Genomic DNA, 15,694 nt, shown 5'->3' on the forward strand with positions numbered 1-15,694 from the left:
GAGATCCATGAACGTGAAGAAGATCGCGGTGTGGACCGCGGTCGCGCTCGTCGGCGCCCTCGCCTGGGCGGTGCTGGCGCTGTCCCGAGGCGAGGAGGTGTCCGCGGTCTGGCTGGTCGCCGCGGCGCTGGGCTCCTACGCGATCGCCTACCGCTTCTACGCCCGGTTCATCGCGCGGCGCGTGCTCCGCGTGGACGACACCCGCGCCACGCCCGCCGAACGGCTGGACGACGGCGTCGACTACCAGCCCACCGACAAGCGGGTCCTCTTCGGACACCACTTCGCCGCGATCGCCGGCGCCGGACCGCTGGTCGGCCCGGTGCTGGCCGCGCAGATGGGCTACCTGCCCGGCACGATCTGGATCATCGTCGGCGTGATCTTCGCGGGCGCCGTGCAGGACATGGTGACGATGTTCTTCTCGATGCGGCGCGACGGCAAGAGCCTGGGCCAGATGGCCCGCGACGAGATCGGCCCGGTCGGCGGGGCGGCGGCGCTGGTCGGCGTGTTCGCGATCATGATCATCCTGCTGGCGGTGCTGGCGCTGGTCGTGGTGAACGCGCTGGCGAAGTCGCCGTGGGGCACGTTCTCCATCGCGATGACCATCCCGATCGCGTTCTTCATGGGCTTCTACCTGCGCGTGCTGCGGCCGGGCCGGGTGGCCGAGACGTCCGTGATCGGGGTCGTGCTGCTGCTGGTCGCGATCGTGGCGGGCGGCTGGGTGCAGACGTCGAGCTGGGCGGCGTTCTTCACGTTGGAGCCCCGGACGCTCGTGCTGTGGCTGGTCGGCTACGGGTTCCTCGCCTCGGTGCTGCCGGTGTGGATGCTGCTCGCGCCGCGCGACTACCTGTCGACGTTCATGAAGGTGGGCACGATCGTGCTGCTCGCGGTCGGCGTGCTGGTGACGACGCCGGTGCTCAAGACGCCGGCGTTCACGGACTTCGCGTTCAGCGGCACCGGGCCGGTGTTCGCCGGGTCGCTGTTCCCGTTCGTGTTCATCACGATCGCGTGCGGCGCGCTGTCCGGGTTCCACTCGTTGGTCGCCTCCGGCACGACGCCGAAGATGATCCAGAAGGAGTCGCAGGTCCGGCTCATCGGGTACGGGGCGATGCTCGCCGAGTCGTTCGTCGCCGTGATGGCCCTGATCGCGGCGTGCCTGCTCGACCCGGGCCTGTACTTCGCGATGAACTCCCCGGCCGGGGTCGTCGGCACGACGGTGCAGTCGGCGTCGGCGGCCGTGACGCAAATGGGGTTCACGATCACGCCCGAGCAGTTGCAGGCCGCGGCGGCGGCCGTGCAGGAGTCGACCCTGGTCGCCCGGACCGGTGGCGCGCCGACGTTCGCCGTGGGCATGTCGGAGATCTTCTCCGGCATGATCGGCGGGGACGCGATGAAGGCGTTCTGGTACCACTTCGCGATCATGTTCGAGGCCCTGTTCATCCTGACCACGGTCGACGCGGGCACGCGGGTCGGCCGGTTCATGCTCCAGGACGCGCTGGGCAACGTGTGGAAGCCGTTCGCCCGGGTGTCGTGGCGGCCGGGTCTGTGGATCACCAGCGCGCTGGTCGTGCTGGCGTGGGGGTACTTCCTGTACGCGGGTGTGAGTGACCCGTTGGGCGGCATCAACCAGCTGTTCCCGTTGTTCGGGATCGCCAACCAGTTGCTGGCGGCCATCGCGTTGACCGTGTGCACGACCTTGCTGATCAAGAGCGGTCGGCTGAAGTGGGTGTGGGTGACCGCGGTGCCGTTGGCGTGGGACGTGGCGGTGACGTTGACGGCGAGCTGGCAGAAGGTGTTCAGCGCGGACCCGAAGCTCGGGTTCTTCGCCCAGCGCGAGAAGTACGCCTCGGCGTTGGAGAGTGGTCAGGTGCTGGCGCCGGCGAAGAACGCGGACCAGATGCAGTCGATCGTCACCAATTCCACTGTGGACGGTGTGCTGGCGGCCGTTTTCGCGTTGTTGGTGATCGTGGTGCTGGTGGACGCGATGCGTGTGTGGGTGCGCACGATTCGTGGTGGTGAGGTTTCGAGCACCGAGGTCCCCTACGTGGCTTCGGAGCTGGTGCCGTCCGTGCGGTGAGGTCTGGGCCTGGGTCGCGCCGGTGGCAACCACGGGTTCGCCGGCGCGTCCTTGGTGGTGAGGGCTTCTTCGAACCTGACGTCTCCGGCGACGTCCCGCCGGACCGGTCGAAGGAGGCGTCGCCATGACGACGCGAAGAACGATCACATTCGTGGCCGCCCTGACCCTGGCGCTGCTCGCCGGCTGGTCGCCCGCGGGCGCCGCGCCCACGCCGACCGGCACCTCGGACGTCGTGGTCACCCACGACGAGCCGGCCACGCCCGCGGTGGTCAGCGGCATCCGGCTGGGCCGCCACCGCGGTCACGACCGGCTGGTGTTCGACATCTCCGGCACCATGCCCAGCTACTCCGCGCGGTACGTGCGCGCGGCCTACTCCGAGGGCGGCACGCGCGTGCCGGTGCGCGGGGCGGTGGTGCTCGTGGTGTCGCTGCACCCGGTGGACACCACCAGGCCGCCGGCGGTGCCGGCGCGGACCGGGCTGTCGACGATCCAGGACGTGGTCGGGTTCGACCACCACGCCGGCTACCTCAACCACGCCATCGGGGTGAGCGACCGCAACGGGTTCCGGGTGTTCGAACTGGCCAACCCGACGAGGCTGGTCGTCGACGTCGCCCACGACCTGCCCGCCCCCACGTCGACCGCGTTGCGGGCATCGCCGGCCGGCGACGACCGCAACGCGACCCTGACCGCGATCCGCACCGGCGCGCATCCCGGTACGACCGCGTGGTCCTCGACTTCACCGGACCGAACACCGGCCTGCGCCACGTCGTCGCCTACCGGGACGGCGCGCTCCGGGTCGACCTGGGCCACGGCACGGTACGGGACGCCACGGGCACCCCGACCTACACCGGCCCTTGGACGCTGAGTCCCGGGCTGGCGCAGGTCCGCACGATCCGGATCGTGAACGCCACGGCCGACCTCACCACGATCCTGATCGACGTGCGCCACCAGGCCGGGTTCCGCGTCCTGACCCTGCGCTCCCCGGACCGCATCGCCGTCGACATCGCCCACTGACCCGAACGGGTGAGCGGTGGACTCGTGCGATACATGCGCATGGCCTAATGTCCCGGTGCGTCCAGTGCACAGTGAAAGGCGGGTTCTCGTGACAGCAGCACATCTGGAGCACACCGAGCACGGTCACGCCCACGGCGAGGGCTGCGGTCACGTGGCCATCCCGCACGAGGACCACGTGGACTACGTCCACGACGGGCACCTCCACCGGGCGCACGACGGGCACTTCGACGAGTGCGAGCCCGCCGGTCACGGTGCCCACGAAGAGCACGGCCATGCGCACGGCGAGGGGTGCGGTCACGTGGCCGTCCCGCACGGCGACCACGTGGACTACGTGCACGACGGCCACCGTCACGCCGTTCACGGCGAGCACTACGACGAGCACTGACGCGCCGGAGGTCCGCGGTGCCGACGGGCACCGCGGACCTCGGTCAAGGCCGGACTTCGACGGCGATCAGGGCTGCACGGTGAACGTGTAGCTCTTCTGGCCGGTGCTGACCGGGCTGCCGCCCGAGGTGGTCGCGGTGACCTCGAAGACGACGGTGTAGGTGCCCGCGGCCTCGAACGCCCAGTTGGCGTGGGAGTGGGTGTTGACCGCCAGCGTGCGGGTGTCGGGCAGGCCGTTGCCGCTGTCGAACCACACGGTCGGCGTGCCGAACGCGCCGGTGGTGTAGACGCTGAAGTCGTCGGGACCGGTGACGGACACGAGCTTCACGGTCACCGAGTTGTTCTGCAGCACGCCGGTGGGCACGCCCTCGGTGTTCATGCCCGGCCACAGGACCCCGCTGACCTGGCTCTGCGGCAGGACCCAGACCGTCGACCCGGGCGTGCCGAGGAACGCGTAGGCGCTGCTGGACGGGACGGTGGTCTTGCTCGCCGGCACGGCGACCAGCGTCACGGTGGACGGGTCGCGGTCGACGGCGGGGGTCACGGTGCTGTCGCGCAGGTCGAGCGTGAGCGCGCTGCCGGTCCAGTCGACGTCCAGGGCGTCGACGTGCCCGGCGGAGATGGTGACGGCGGCGTGGGCGGTGCCCGTGGTGAGCAGGGCGAGGCCGGCGGCGAGCGCGGCGGCGGCGAGGCGGGCGATCATGAGTTCACCTTGAAGTGGTAGGTGGCCGGGGCGGACACCACGCGCTCGCCGGTCGCGGCCAGCGTGCCGACGGCGCGGACGGTGACGCTGTAGCAGCCGGCCGCCTCGAAGGCCCAGTTGGCGTGCAGGTGGCTGGCGGGGGACAGGTCGATGCCGTCGGGCAGGCCGTTGCCGCTGTCGACCAGGACGGTCGGCGCGCCGACGGCGTCGGTGGTGAAGATGCTGAAGTCGTCGGGGCCGTAGACGCGGGTGACCTTGAGGCGCAGCGAGCCGTCGACGAACACGCCGGGCTGGATCTCCTCGGTGGCGATGCCCGGCCACAGCAGGTTGGTGTCCTCGACCTGGGGCAGCACCCAGACCGGGGCGCCGGGCTTGCCGAGGAAGGCGTAGGCGGGGTCGGCGGGCACGGTCGTGCGCGCCTCGGGCTTGGCGACCAGCAGCACCTCGGAGGGTGCGTACTCGCTGCCGGTGGTCTCGTCGTGGACGTGCAGGTCGAACTCGCCGTCCTCGAAGGCGACGCCGAACACGTCGACGTGCCCGGTGTCGAGCGTGGCGAGCGGTGCGGCCGTCGCCGGCGCGGCGACGAGGCCGGACAGGCCGGTCACCGCCGTCAGCAGCAGGGCGATGCGTGCGGTTCTGCGCAAGGTCGGTGCACTCCAATCGGGTCGTGCGGTCCGGTGGGACCGCGCCGGGAGCGTCGCACACGACAATCGTTTTCAATAGACCCGAACGGCCTACACGCCAACGACAGTCGTTGTCGGTAGGGCCGGATGGCGTATTGAAAACGGTTGTCATTGATATTAGGTTCGCGGTGCCCCGCCGGTCGGGCGACGGGTGTCTGGAGGTTCGAGAACAGTGCGTGCGCCTTTACGGGCCACCGCGTCCTTGTGTGCGGTCCTGCTCGCGGTGACCGCGTGCTCGTCGACCGGGAGTCGGGGTGACGACGGCCTGTCGGTGGTCGCCACCACCGAGATCCTGGCCGACCTGGTCCGCAACGTCGGGGGAGAGCGCGTCCGGGTCGACTCGCTGGTGCCGCCCGGCGGCGACCCGCACTCCTACGAGCCCACGCCGGCCGACGCGAAGAAGGTCGCCAAGGCGGACGTGACCTTCACGAACCACCTGCTGCTGGAGGAACAGCGGCTGATCAAGGCCATCGACGCCAACGCGCGCGAGGGGACGCCGAACGTCTCGCTGGCCGAAGCGTCGGAAACCTATGGCGCGCACGTGATCCCGCTGGTGGAGAACGTCGGGCTGGACGTGCTGTGGCTCGGGCTGCGGGTGCGCGGCGACGGCAAGCAGCGCGGCGCCACGCGCACCTCCGAGGTGCGGCTGACCGCGACGGCCGTGGAGGGGCCGGGGAAGCTGGTGGCGTACCTGACCGAGTCGCTGGGCAAGCCGGTGGTGTACTTCGACTCCGGCGACGGTCTGTCCGATGTGGACTCCACGACGTTGCCGCCGGCCGCGCACACCCACCTCAACTGGGCGTTCACCGCGCCGGGCACCTACCGGCTGACGCTGCGCGCGGCACTGGTCAACGGCGGCGAGGAGGTTCGGCTGGGGGAGAGCACGTTCACCTTCGCGGTGGGCGTCGACCCGACCGGCATCGCGCCCACCGTGCTGGGCCAGGGGCACACCGACCTGACCGTCGACCTGGACACCGGCGAGCTGTACACGTTCAACGACCGCGCCGGCGGCACCACCCAGGACGTCGTGCCCGCCGCGCAGGCCGTGATCGAGGTGCCGAACAAGGCGATCACCACGGTGCCCGACGACCCGCGGTTCGCCTTCCTGGGCGCTCCCGGCGCGTCGGTTCACCAACTGCCGCAGGCTGTGCTGGGCAAGCACGTGCACGGCGAGATCGACCCGCACCTGTGGCAGGACGTCCGCAACGCCCGCGCGTACGCCGAGCTGATCCGCGACACGCTGCGCACCGCCGACCCTGACGGTGCGGCGGACTACGACCGCAACGCCCGCGACTACCTGGCCCGGCTCGACGAACTCGACGCGAAGGTGCGGGAGACCGTGGCGAAGGTGCCCCGGCAGCGCCGACACCTGGTCACCACGCACGACGGGTTCGGCTACTTCGCCAGCGCCTACGAGATGACCGTGGCCGGGTTCGTGGTGCCCAACCCCGCGCAGGAACCCAGCGTCGAGGACGTGCGCAAGCTGACCGAGACCATCCGCAACCTGAAAGTGCCCGCCGTGTTCATGGAACCCAACCTCGCCCAGCGCGGCTCGGTGCTCACCCAGGTGGCCCGCGACCAGGGCGTGCGGGTGTGCCTGCTGTACGGGGACTCCTTCGACGAACGCACCCGCAACTACGCGGACATGATGCGCCACAACGCGGAGGAGATCGTTCGGTGCCTCGCCTGATCCAGGCCCTGCTCGCGACCGCCGCACTACTGCTCTTCACCCCGGCCGCGCACGCCCAAGCGCCGGTGGTCATCGCGGACGGCCATGTCGACCTCGGTCCGCGCCTGGTCGACGGCCGGTGGACCCTCCAGATCCGCGACGACACGGGGGACGGGCCGGTGTGGCGCGAGCCCGCCGACGTCGTGCTCCAGATCGGGGACGCGGCGAAGACCACCGTGCCGAACGACCCCGCGTACGCGTTCCTGGGCACGCCGGGCAGCGAGGTGTGGGTGCTGCCGCAGGTGCAGGACCAGCGGCTGGTGTGGCCGGGCTGGAACACCCAGGACCCGAGCATCGCCGAGGTCGTCGGCCGCGAGGTGGACTGGCGGTTGCACGGCGTCACCGGACCCGGTCGCTTCGAGCTGTTCCTGACCGGCAACTTCGGCACGCCGCAGACGATCTTCAGCAGCGGACGGCCGTACCCGCAGGAGACCGGGGTCGAGGCGGGCACCCACGTGCACGGCAACTGGGTGTTCACCGCGCCCGGCGCCTACTCGCTGGACGTGGAGATGGCCACGGCGGACGGCCGCGCCGACCGCGCCACGCTGAAGGTCCACGTCGGACCCGGCGACCCGGCGACGGCGTTCCCCACGACCTCCAGCGCACCGCCCGCCGACACCCGCGCGGGACCCGTTGAGGCGCAAGGTGTTCCGTGGGGCTGGATCGCGGCGGGCGGCGTGCTCGTGGTGGCGTTGGTGGTCCTGTTGTCGCGCCGGGCGAGGAGGAACGATGGCTGACCCGGTGCTGGACATCGCCGGCGCGACCGTGCACCTGGGCGGTCGGGAAGTGCTGTCCGAAGTGGACTTCCGGTTGGCGCCGGGTGAGCTGGTCGGGTTGATCGGGCCCAACGGCGCGGGCAAGACGACCCTGCTGCGCACCGCGCTCGGCCTGGTCCCGGTCCACCGGGGCACGGTGGTGGTCAACGGCCGGTCCCCGCGCCGGGCGCAGGGCTCGGTGGGGTACGTGCCGCAGCGCCACGAGTTCGCCTGGGACTTCCCGATCACCGTCGAGGGCGCGGTCGCCACCGGCCGCACCCACCTGACCGGGCCGCTGCGCCGCCGCACGGCCCGCGACCGGGACGCCGTGGCGCACGCCCTGGACCGCGTCGGCATGACGCACCTGCGGACCAGGCCGGTCGGCGAGCTGTCCGGCGGCCAGCGGCAACGGGTCCTGGTCGCCCGCGCGCTGGCCCTGCGGCCCCGGGTGCTGCTGCTGGACGAGCCGTTCACCGGCATCGACGCGCCCACCCAGGAGTTGCTGAGCACGTTGCTGTCCGGCCTGCGCGACGAAGGGGTGGCGGTGCTGACCACCACCCACGACCTCGCCGCCGCGACCGCGTTGTGCGACCGGCTGTGCCTGCTCAACCGCACGGTCGTCGCCGACGGACCGCCGTCGGCGTTGGCGGACACCGACATCTGGCTGCGCACCTTCGGGCTGGACCGCGCGGAGCAGTTGCTCAAGGCGTTGGGGGTGACCGGGTGACCGCGTTCCTGGAGGCGCTGGCCGCGCCGTGGGAGTACGACTTCTGGCGGCGCGCGCTGGTGGTGGCGTTGATGTCGGGTGTGGTGTGCGGGGTGATCGGCAGCCACGTGGTGTTGCGCGGCATGGCGTTCATCGGCGACGCCGTGGCGCACGCGGTGTTCCCGGGCATCGCGGTCGCCTTCGTGCTCGGCACGAACCTGGTGCTCGGCGGCGCGGTCGCGGGCGTGGTCACCGCCGTGCTGATCGCGGTGTTCACCCAGAACCGGCGGCTGAAGGAGGACTCGGTCATCGGGATCTTCTTCGCCGCGTCGTTCGGGCTGGGCATCGTCATCCTCAGCACCGCGCCCGGCTACGGCGGGTCGCTGGAGTCGTTCCTGTTCGGTTCGATCCTGGGCATCAGCGACTCCGACGTGGTGTCGGTCGCGGTGATCGGCGCGCTGGTGCTGCTGTGCACGGCGGTGTTCAACGGCCGGTTCGTGGCCGCGACGCTGGACCGCGAGCAGGCCCGCGCGATGGGGCTGCCGGTGTTCCGGCTGGACGTGCTGCTGCACGTGATGGTGACCCTGGCCATCGTCATCTCGTTGCAGGCGGTGGGGAACGTGCTGGTGCTGGCCCTGCTGGTCACCCCCGCCGCGGCGGCGCGGCTGCTCACCGACCGCCTCGGCGCGATGATGCTGCTGGCCCCGCTGATCGGCGCGGGCGGCAGCGTGCTCGGCCTGTACCTCTCGTACGCGCTGGACCTGGCGGCGGGCGGCCTGATCGTGCTGACCCTGACCGCGGTGTTCCTGCTGTGCTGGTTCTTCGCGCCGCGCCACGGCCTGCTCACCCGCCCCCGCCGGGCCGCCGCCCTCGCCGAGGAGAAGTCGTGACCCCCACCCGAACCGCCGCACTGCTCGGTGTGGCCGCCGCCCTCCTGATCACCACACCCACCGCGACCGCCGAGCCCACGCCGCGTGTCGCGGATGCGGCGGACGCCGTGGACGCCGTGCTGGACGTCGAGAACGGCGCGCTGGCGCTGGAACCCCGCCCCGACCAGCCGACATCGCCCGACCAGCCGGCACCGGCCGACGCTGTCGAGGTGGCCGCCGGCGCCGAGCGGGTGGAGTTGCGCTGGGACACCACCGGCATCGAGCCGGGCACCGTGTTCGGCGATGCCGTCCGGCTGCGCGCCTCGGTCGTCGAGTCCGCGCCAGTTGAGCCCGCGCCAGTCGACGCCGCGCCGGTCGAGTCCCCGGCGGACGAACCGGTCGTAGTGCCCGTCGCTTCCAGCGGAACCCTGGAGCTGGACGCACTGCCGGCCGGCGAGCACCTGCTGCGCGTCGAGGCCACGGCGCACACCCTCGACGGCACCCCGCTGACCGCCACCCGCGACTACCCGGTGTCGGTCGCCGCCGCACCGAAGGCCCCCGACGTCCCGGAGGCGCTTCCGCAGACCCCGGCCGTCGCCGCGCCGCAACCGCGCATCGAGGCCGCCGCGCAGCAGCCGCCCACCGCCACCGGCCGCGTCACCCTCAACCAGGGCCACGTCGACGCCGTCGCGCCCCGCCTGCTGCCCGACGGCCTGCACGTCCAGGTCAAGGACGGCACCGCCACCGGTGTCACCACCTGGCGCGAACCCGCCGACGTCGAGTTCCGCGTCCCTGCCGCCGCCCGGACCGAACTGCCCGCCCAACCGGCGCTGTCCTTCCTCGGCAACGCGGGCAAGCAGGTGTTCCTGCTGCCGCAGACCCAGCGGACGGACCTGCTGTGGACCGGCTGGAACACCGAGGAGCTGCGCCCCGCCGACGTGTCCGGCGCGGTGACGTGGCGGCTGACGGCGGTCGACGGGCCGGGTCCGTTCGGCCTGTTCACCACGGGCTCGTTCGGCGCGCCCGAGGTCATCTTCAACAGCGTCGACGGCCTGCCGGACACCCTCTCGGTCCCGCTGGGCACCCACGCGCACGCCAACTGGGCGTTCGCCGAACCCGGCCGGTACCGGCTGACGTTCGCCGTCGACGCGCAGGCCGCCGACGGCCGTCCGCTGACCGACACGGAGACCTTCACCTTCGTCGTCGGCGACGGCGGACAAGCGCAGCAGCCGGGCGGCACCGACCGGCAGACCGGCACGCCGAGCCGCCTGGCCTCCACCGGTCCCGCCGCCCTACCCGCCACGACGGGTCTCGCGCTCGCCCTGATCGTGACGGGCACGGCCGTCCTCGTGCTCACCCGCCGCCGCCCCGCCAAGGAGAACCCGTGACAACCCCGGCCCGCGCGCGGGCGGTGGTCGCCGCCCTCGCGGTCACCGCGTTCGCCGCCCTGTCCCTCACCGCGCTGTCCCACGGCCCGGCCACCGCCGAGCAGGCCCCGACCGTCGTGGACGTGGGTCACGTGGACCTGCTCGCCCCGGTCGTCGGCGAAGACGGAGCGCTCGACATCCGCTACACCTGGCAGGGGACGGACTTCGCCCCCGAGCGGGTCGTCACGCACGTCAAGCCCGGCGCGTACACGACGGTGCCGGACGTCCCCGGGTACGAGTTCCTCGGACCGGTCGGCAGCGACCTCTGGCTCATCCCCGAGGTCCAGAACGACAACCTGGTCTGGGCGGGCTGGAACACCGAAGACCTGACCTCCGCCGACGTCGACCCGGCCTCGGTGCGCTGGAGCCTGGACGCCGTCGCCGGCGACGCGCCCGGCAGCCCCGCGCCGGGCCGGCTGACCGTGTTCGCCACGAGCCCGGTCGGCGAGCCCCTGCCGCGCGTGTTCGACACGTCCCAGCCGCTGCCGCAGCGCAACCCGCTGGCCACGGGCACCCACGCGCACGCCAACTGGACGTTCTCCGCCGAGGGCGTCTACCGGCTGACCTTCACCGTCGAGGCCACCACCCCGGACGGGAAGCCGCTGCGCGACACCGCCACCTACGCCATCGCCGTGGGCGAGATCGACCCCAAGACCGTCAAACCCGGCACCGGCGTCGACCCCACCACGACCACCACGACGACCACCACCACCACGACAACCACGACCACGACGACCACCCAGACGACGACCACGACCGTCCCGCCCGGGTCGTGCGTGGTCCTCAACGACGGCCACGTGGACCTCATCGCCCCGCGCCTGCACGACGGCGCGCTGCGCACGGAGGTCAAGGACGGCACGGCCGGCCCGGACAAGGCCGTGTGGCGCGACCCGGCGGACGTGGTGGTGCACCTGGTCCCGGCGGCCCGCAACACCGTGCCCGCCGACCCGGCCTACTCGTTCCTCGGTGCGCCGGGCTCACCGGTGTGGCTGATCCCGCAGACCCAGATCCCCGGCGTCGTGTGGGCAGGGTGGAACACGGAGTCGTTGCCTCCGCAGGAAGTCTCCGGCGATGTGAAGATCCGCGTGACGGCGGTGGAGGGTCCCGGGCGCGTAGGGATCTTCCTCAGCGGTGTGGCGCCGACCGTGCTGGTGGACTCCGGTGACGGGCTGCCCGACACCATCTCCGTGATCCTCGGCACCCATGCGCACGCCAACTGGGCGTTCGGCGCGGAGGGCACGTACCGGCTCACCGTCGAGGTCACCGCGACCCTCGCCGACGGCCGCACGACCACCGACTCCGACGTGTTCACCGTCGCGGTCGGCAACGTCGACCCGACCGCCGGCAAGACCTGCGCACCCCCGACCACGACCACGTCGACCACGACCTCGCCCGGCCCGGTCCCGACCACCTCGCCGGCGGGGTCCTCACCCAAGCCGGCGGGCTTGGCGTCCACCGGCGTCGGCGGGGTGGGCACGGCGGTGCTGCTGGGCATCCTGCTGACCACCGCGGGCGTCGCGGCACTGGTCCTCACCCGACGCAGGCGCACCCACAGCGGCTGACTGGGGGCGGCGGGCGCACCTGCGGCGGCTGACGTGGAGGCGGTGCAGGCGCACCACGGCGGCCGACCGCGGCGCGGGGTCCGGGCGCACTGGCCGGACCCCGCACCGCGCCTCAGCGCTCGGGCACTGGCCGGGGGAGCGGGAAGACGTGGTCGTGGTCGTGTGGCTCGAAGTCCTCCCACAGCGGCAAAGGGTCGTCCAGCAGTCGCCACGCGGCGGGACCCTCGGCCAGTTCGGCATCGGTGAGCAGCGCCGGGTCCAGGCGGCGGCGCGGCTCGTCGGGGTCGAGGCCGATGCCGATGAAGACCAGTTCCTGGCGGGCGGCGTGGCCGTCGAGGAGTTCGCCCGGTTCGATGGTCAGGTTCGGCCCGGCCTGGGACCACACGGCGAGGGTGTGCGGTCGGCTGGCGATGTGGCAGAAACCCTTGCTGCGCACCACACCCTCCCAGTCCGCCAGCGCCGCGACCAGGCGCGCCGGGTGGAAAGGCCGGTCGGCGCGGTAGGTGACCGAGCGGATGCCGTACTCCTCGGTCTCGGGGGTGTGCGACCCGGCCAACTCCTCGGCCCAACCGGGTGCGGTGGCGGCGGTGACGGGGTCGTAGCGGCCGGTGTCGAGCACCTCGGCCAGGTCGACCACGCCCCGTCGAGCCCGGACCAGCCGGGCGTTCGGGTTGAGCTTGCGCAGCAGACCTTCCGTGGTGGCCAGCTGTTCCGGCGTGGCCAGGTCGGTTTTGTTGAGCACCAGCACGTCGGCGAACTCGACCTGGTCCACCAGCAGGTCGGAGATGCCGCGTTCGTCGTCCTCGGCGGCTTCCAGGCCCCGTTGGTCGAGCCGGTCGCCGCGTTCGACCTCGGCGAGGAACTGGGAGGCGTCGACCACGGTGACCATGGTGTCGAGGCGGGCGTGGTCGGACAGGCTCGTGCCGTCCTCGAAGGTCCACTCGAAGGTGGCGGCCACCGGCATGGGTTCGGAGATGCCGGTGGACTCGATGAGGATGGTGTCGAAGCGGCCGGTGCGGGCCAGTTCGCCGACGCTGTCGAGCAGGTCTTCGCGCAGGGTGCAGCAGATGCAGCCGTTGGTCAGCTCGACCAGCCGTTCCCCGCCCCGGCCGGAGACCAGCGAAGCGTCGATGTTGACCTCGCTCATGTCGTTGACCACGACCGCGACCCGGCGTCCCTCGCGGTTGGCCAGGACGTGGTTGAGCAGCGTGGTCTTGCCCGCGCCGAGGAAGCCGGACAGCACGGTGACGGGGACGCGCCGATCGGCGGTCGGGTGGTTCTCTGACAAGGTTCCTCCGATGGGCGTGGTGTCGACGATCAAGCGGTGGTCCGGCACCGCGCGCAGACGCCGGTCAAGGTGATGGACGGGCGAACATCCGTGAAGCCGTGGTCCGCGGCGGTTCTCCCGGCCCACCGCGCCACGACCGCGGCGTCGACGGGGACACCGCTGCCGCACCTCGTGCACATGAGGGTGGTGGCGTGCTCGCCGCCGGACCGCAGGTAGTAGAGGTGCATGCCGGCGTCGTCGACCATCGTGGCGGCGGTCCCCGCCCGGACCAGCAGGCCGAGGTGGCGGTAGATCGTCGTCAGGCCGATCCGCGCGCCCGTGCGCTGCGCGTGGTGGTGGATCGCGTGCGCGGTCGAAGGGCCGGGCAGTTCGTCGAGCGCGCGCAGCACCACGTCGCGCTGCGCCCTCGGCCGCGGTCCTTTGACGCCCCCGAAGGAGTGCACCGTCGGGGGTCAGGCCGCAACGGCTTCGACGAGGCAGAAACCCGAGGGCGGCAACGGGACCACGTCCTCGACGGCGAACCCGGCGCCGCGCAGCAGCACCTCGAACTCGTCCCGGGTCCGCTCCTTGCCCCCGAGGTTGACCAGCATGTTGAGGTCGCTGAGGTAGATCACGGGCGCGACGACGTCCGCCACCGCTTCCGGCAGGACCGGCTCCACCACGAGCAGCCGGCCGTCGTCGGGCAGCGCTTCCCGGCAGTTGCGCAGGATCGTCGTGGCGCGCTCGTCGTCCCAGTCGTGCAGGACGCTCTTGAGCACGATCGCGTCCACTCCGCCGGGCACGGACCCGAAGAAGTCGCCCGTCCGGATCTCGCAGCGGCCGGCGAGACCCGCCGCGGCGAACACGTCCCCGGCCCGGGCCGAACCTTCGGCGGTGTCGAACAGCACCCCGCGCAGGTTCTCGTGCCGGCCCAGGATCGCCGCGAGCAACGTGCCGTCGCCGCCACCGACGTCCGCGATCGCCGCGAACCGGCCGAAGTCGTAGGCACCCGGCAACACCGCGGCGGTCACGTGGGTGCCCTGGCTCATGGCGGTGTTGAACGCGGCGCCCAGTTCCGGTTCCGCCTTGAGGTGGTCGAAGAACTCCACGCCGAACGCCTGCTCGAACGTGGTGCGGCCGGTGCGCACGGCGTCGTCGAGCCGGTGCCACGCCGTCAGCATCACCGGATCGGTGAACACCCGCGCGAAGGCGCTCAACGACCCCGGCCCCGTCGACCGCAGCAGCATCCCGGCCTCCGTGAGCGCGAACCGCCCCGGCCCCGGCTCGGCCACGAGTCCGATGGCCGTGGCCGCGCGCAGCAGCCGGTGCATGGTGTCGGTGGGGGTCCCGCACGCGGCGGCCACCTGGCCGACCGAGCGCTCGGCGCCGTCCAGGGCGTCGGCGACGCCGAGCTTGACGCACGCCGCGACGACCTGCGCCGACATCGAGCCGAAGACGAGGTTCACCACGGCGAGCCGTGCGGCCGCGGTCGTGTCTGGTGAGTCGGACATGGTGGCCCCCGGATGGCGTGCGGACGACAATGATTATCAAAACCACCATACCGAGGTCGGGCCGCCCGCCGCCACGCGTCACCGGTTTTGGCTGAAGGTCCGCCGGTAGGCGCCGGGGTGGTGCCCAGGTGCACCCGGAAACGGCGACGCAGGTTGACCGCCGAGGCGAGGCCGACCCGGGTGGCGATGGCCTCCACCGGGAGGGTGGTCTGTTCCGGCAGGATCCGTGCGGCGTCGAGGCGGGCGGCGCTGCGCCATCGCCCATGCTGTGCCCGACCAGGACGACCGGTCCGTGTTCGGCGACCCGGCGGACGACATCGGTGACGTGCGCGACGTTGTCGGCCAGGCGGAGCCCGGCGAGTGCGACGGTGCCGCGGCCAGGGCGACCGGGTCCTGCGGAGCCTGGTAGGAGGGCGGGAAGTGGCCGGCGGGTCCGTGGCCGGGCAGGTCCACGGCCAGCGCCCGTCGGCCCTCCTTCACCAGTCCGGCGATCAGCGGGGCGAAGGAGCCCGCGTTGCCGTTGGCACCGTGCACGAGCACGAAGGTCGGTTCACCGCCCGGCGTGCACACCGCCGCCGCGCCCGCGCCGAGCACGGCGGTGCCCAGGAAACGTCGACGGGACAGTTCAGCCACGAGCGGCCCCCCTGCCGCGCCCGATCAGCGCCCGCCCGATCAGCGCCCGCCCGATCAGCGCCCGCCCGATCAGCGCCCGCCCGATCAGCGCCCACGCGAGCAGCGCTCCGCCGAGCCCGCCGACCACGAAATCCGCCCATGCGGACCGGGCAGGACACCGGGCGGATCAGGCCCGAAGTCGACGTCGACAGCGAGGTGGACGCGCTCATCACCCTCGCCGACGGCCTGACCGTGCAGGTCCTGCTCGGCAGGCACACACCCGAGTCGGCACTCGCCGCACTCCGCCGGCGCACCGCCGCCCTGCGGACCTGATCGGGCAACACCCTCGCCGGGCCGGTCCGCGGGGACTCTATGGTCAGCCGGACGGCAAGAACAGA

General features: G+C 72.3%; 17 protein-coding genes and 1 pseudogene. 11 read left to right on the forward strand and 7 right to left on the reverse strand.

What is annotated here, in order from left to right; translation table 11 throughout:
* The first annotated feature begins 7 nt into the window (after positions 1-7).
* The 3 genes from RIN75_RS16300 (at position 8) to RIN75_RS16310 (ending at position 3,473) form a co-directional block, all read left to right on the forward strand.
* Positions 8-2,074: a carbon starvation CstA family protein gene (locus RIN75_RS16300; RefSeq protein ID WP_309112772.1), complete on the forward strand. Its 2,067-nt coding sequence runs from the start codon at positions 8-10 to the stop codon at positions 2,072-2,074.
* A gap of 124 nt (positions 2,075-2,198) precedes the next feature.
* Positions 2,199-2,939: a hypothetical protein gene (locus tag RIN75_RS16305; RefSeq protein WP_309112773.1), complete on the forward strand. Its 741-nt coding sequence runs from the start codon at positions 2,199-2,201 to the stop codon at positions 2,937-2,939.
* A 237-nt stretch (positions 2,940-3,176) separates the two neighbouring features.
* A complete protein-coding gene (locus RIN75_RS16310; RefSeq protein ID WP_309112774.1) occupies positions 3,177-3,473 on the forward strand; it encodes a hypothetical protein in 297 nt (98 codons plus the stop codon).
* 66 nt (positions 3,474-3,539) lie between these two features.
* On the opposite strand, the gene RIN75_RS16315 is transcribed toward RIN75_RS16310, so the two are convergent.
* Both RIN75_RS16315 and RIN75_RS16320 read right to left on the reverse strand, forming a co-directional pair.
* On the reverse strand, positions 3,540-4,175 hold the full coding sequence (locus tag RIN75_RS16315; protein WP_309112775.1) for a choice-of-anchor M domain-containing protein: 636 nt from the start codon (positions 4,173-4,175) through the stop codon (positions 3,540-3,542).
* On the reverse strand, positions 4,172-4,819 hold the full coding sequence (locus RIN75_RS16320; RefSeq protein ID WP_309112776.1) for a choice-of-anchor M domain-containing protein: 648 nt from the start codon (positions 4,817-4,819) through the stop codon (positions 4,172-4,174). The genes RIN75_RS16315 and RIN75_RS16320 overlap by 4 nt, the downstream gene beginning before the upstream one ends.
* Before the next feature lie 211 nt (positions 4,820-5,030).
* Between RIN75_RS16320 and RIN75_RS16325 the strand changes: the two genes are divergently transcribed.
* The 6 genes from RIN75_RS16325 to RIN75_RS16350 are packed head-to-tail and all read left to right on the forward strand — an operon-like array spanning position 5,031 to position 11,906.
* Positions 5,031-6,548, forward strand: a complete 1,518-nt coding sequence (locus tag RIN75_RS16325; RefSeq protein WP_309112777.1) for an anchored repeat ABC transporter, substrate-binding protein — start codon at positions 5,031-5,033, stop codon at positions 6,546-6,548.
* Positions 6,536-7,324 (forward strand): TIGR03773 family transporter-associated surface protein, encoded by a 789-nt coding sequence (locus RIN75_RS16330; protein ID WP_309112778.1) that lies wholly within the window; start codon positions 6,536-6,538, stop codon positions 7,322-7,324. Before RIN75_RS16325 ends, RIN75_RS16330 begins: the two co-directional genes overlap by 13 nt.
* On the forward strand, positions 7,317-8,069 hold the full coding sequence (locus RIN75_RS16335; RefSeq protein ID WP_309112779.1) for an anchored repeat-type ABC transporter ATP-binding subunit: 753 nt from the start codon (positions 7,317-7,319) through the stop codon (positions 8,067-8,069). Before RIN75_RS16330 ends, RIN75_RS16335 begins: the two co-directional genes overlap by 8 nt.
* Positions 8,066-8,938 (forward strand): anchored repeat-type ABC transporter permease subunit, encoded by an 873-nt coding sequence (locus RIN75_RS16340; protein WP_309112780.1) that lies wholly within the window; start codon positions 8,066-8,068, stop codon positions 8,936-8,938. The genes RIN75_RS16335 and RIN75_RS16340 overlap by 4 nt, the downstream gene beginning before the upstream one ends.
* Complete coding sequence (locus RIN75_RS16345; protein WP_309112781.1) at positions 8,935-10,305, forward strand: choice-of-anchor M domain-containing protein; 1,371 nt, start codon at positions 8,935-8,937, stop codon at positions 10,303-10,305. Before RIN75_RS16340 ends, RIN75_RS16345 begins: the two co-directional genes overlap by 4 nt.
* Positions 10,302-11,906, forward strand: a complete 1,605-nt coding sequence (locus tag RIN75_RS16350; RefSeq protein ID WP_309112782.1) for a choice-of-anchor M domain-containing protein — start codon at positions 10,302-10,304, stop codon at positions 11,904-11,906. The genes RIN75_RS16345 and RIN75_RS16350 overlap by 4 nt, the downstream gene beginning before the upstream one ends.
* A gap of 112 nt (positions 11,907-12,018) precedes the next feature.
* Here the strand turns inward: RIN75_RS16350 and RIN75_RS16355 are convergent, their stop codons facing one another.
* Genes RIN75_RS16355 through RIN75_RS16365 form a run of 3 tightly spaced genes read right to left on the reverse strand, consistent with a single transcriptional unit; the run spans position 12,019 to position 14,684 of the window.
* Positions 12,019-13,194: a GTP-binding protein gene (locus tag RIN75_RS16355; RefSeq protein WP_309112783.1), complete on the reverse strand. Its 1,176-nt coding sequence runs from the start codon at positions 13,192-13,194 to the stop codon at positions 12,019-12,021.
* A 29-nt stretch (positions 13,195-13,223) separates the two neighbouring features.
* Positions 13,224-13,637: a transcriptional repressor gene (locus RIN75_RS16360; protein WP_309112784.1), complete on the reverse strand. Its 414-nt coding sequence runs from the start codon at positions 13,635-13,637 to the stop codon at positions 13,224-13,226.
* Between the two features lie 9 nt (positions 13,638-13,646).
* A complete protein-coding gene (locus RIN75_RS16365; protein ID WP_309112785.1) occupies positions 13,647-14,684 on the reverse strand; it encodes a methyltransferase in 1,038 nt (345 codons plus the stop codon).
* 268 nt (positions 14,685-14,952) lie between these two features.
* Between RIN75_RS16365 and RIN75_RS16370 the strand changes: the two genes are divergently transcribed.
* On the forward strand, positions 14,953-15,093 hold the full coding sequence (locus RIN75_RS16370) for a hypothetical protein (protein ID WP_309112786.1): 141 nt from the start codon (positions 14,953-14,955) through the stop codon (positions 15,091-15,093).
* Positions 15,094-15,134: 41 nt separating this feature from the next.
* Here RIN75_RS16370 and RIN75_RS44125 read toward each other — a convergent pair.
* Positions 15,135-15,317 (reverse strand): annotated as a pseudogene (locus tag RIN75_RS44125) (twin-arginine translocation signal domain-containing protein); the annotation flags it as partial.
* Positions 15,310-15,444 (reverse strand): hypothetical protein, encoded by a 135-nt coding sequence (locus tag RIN75_RS16375; protein ID WP_309112787.1) that lies wholly within the window; start codon positions 15,442-15,444, stop codon positions 15,310-15,312. The pseudogene RIN75_RS44125 and the gene RIN75_RS16375, both read right to left, overlap by 8 nt.
* Before the next feature lie 11 nt (positions 15,445-15,455).
* Between RIN75_RS16375 and RIN75_RS16380 the strand changes: the two genes are divergently transcribed.
* Positions 15,456-15,629: a TetR family transcriptional regulator C-terminal domain-containing protein gene (locus RIN75_RS16380; protein WP_309112788.1), complete on the forward strand. Its 174-nt coding sequence runs from the start codon at positions 15,456-15,458 to the stop codon at positions 15,627-15,629.
* Positions 15,630-15,694 lie beyond the last annotated feature (65 nt).

This window comes from Saccharothrix sp., from assembly GCF_031180885.1.
Classification (GTDB): Bacteria; Actinomycetota; Actinomycetes; order Mycobacteriales; family Pseudonocardiaceae; genus Actinosynnema.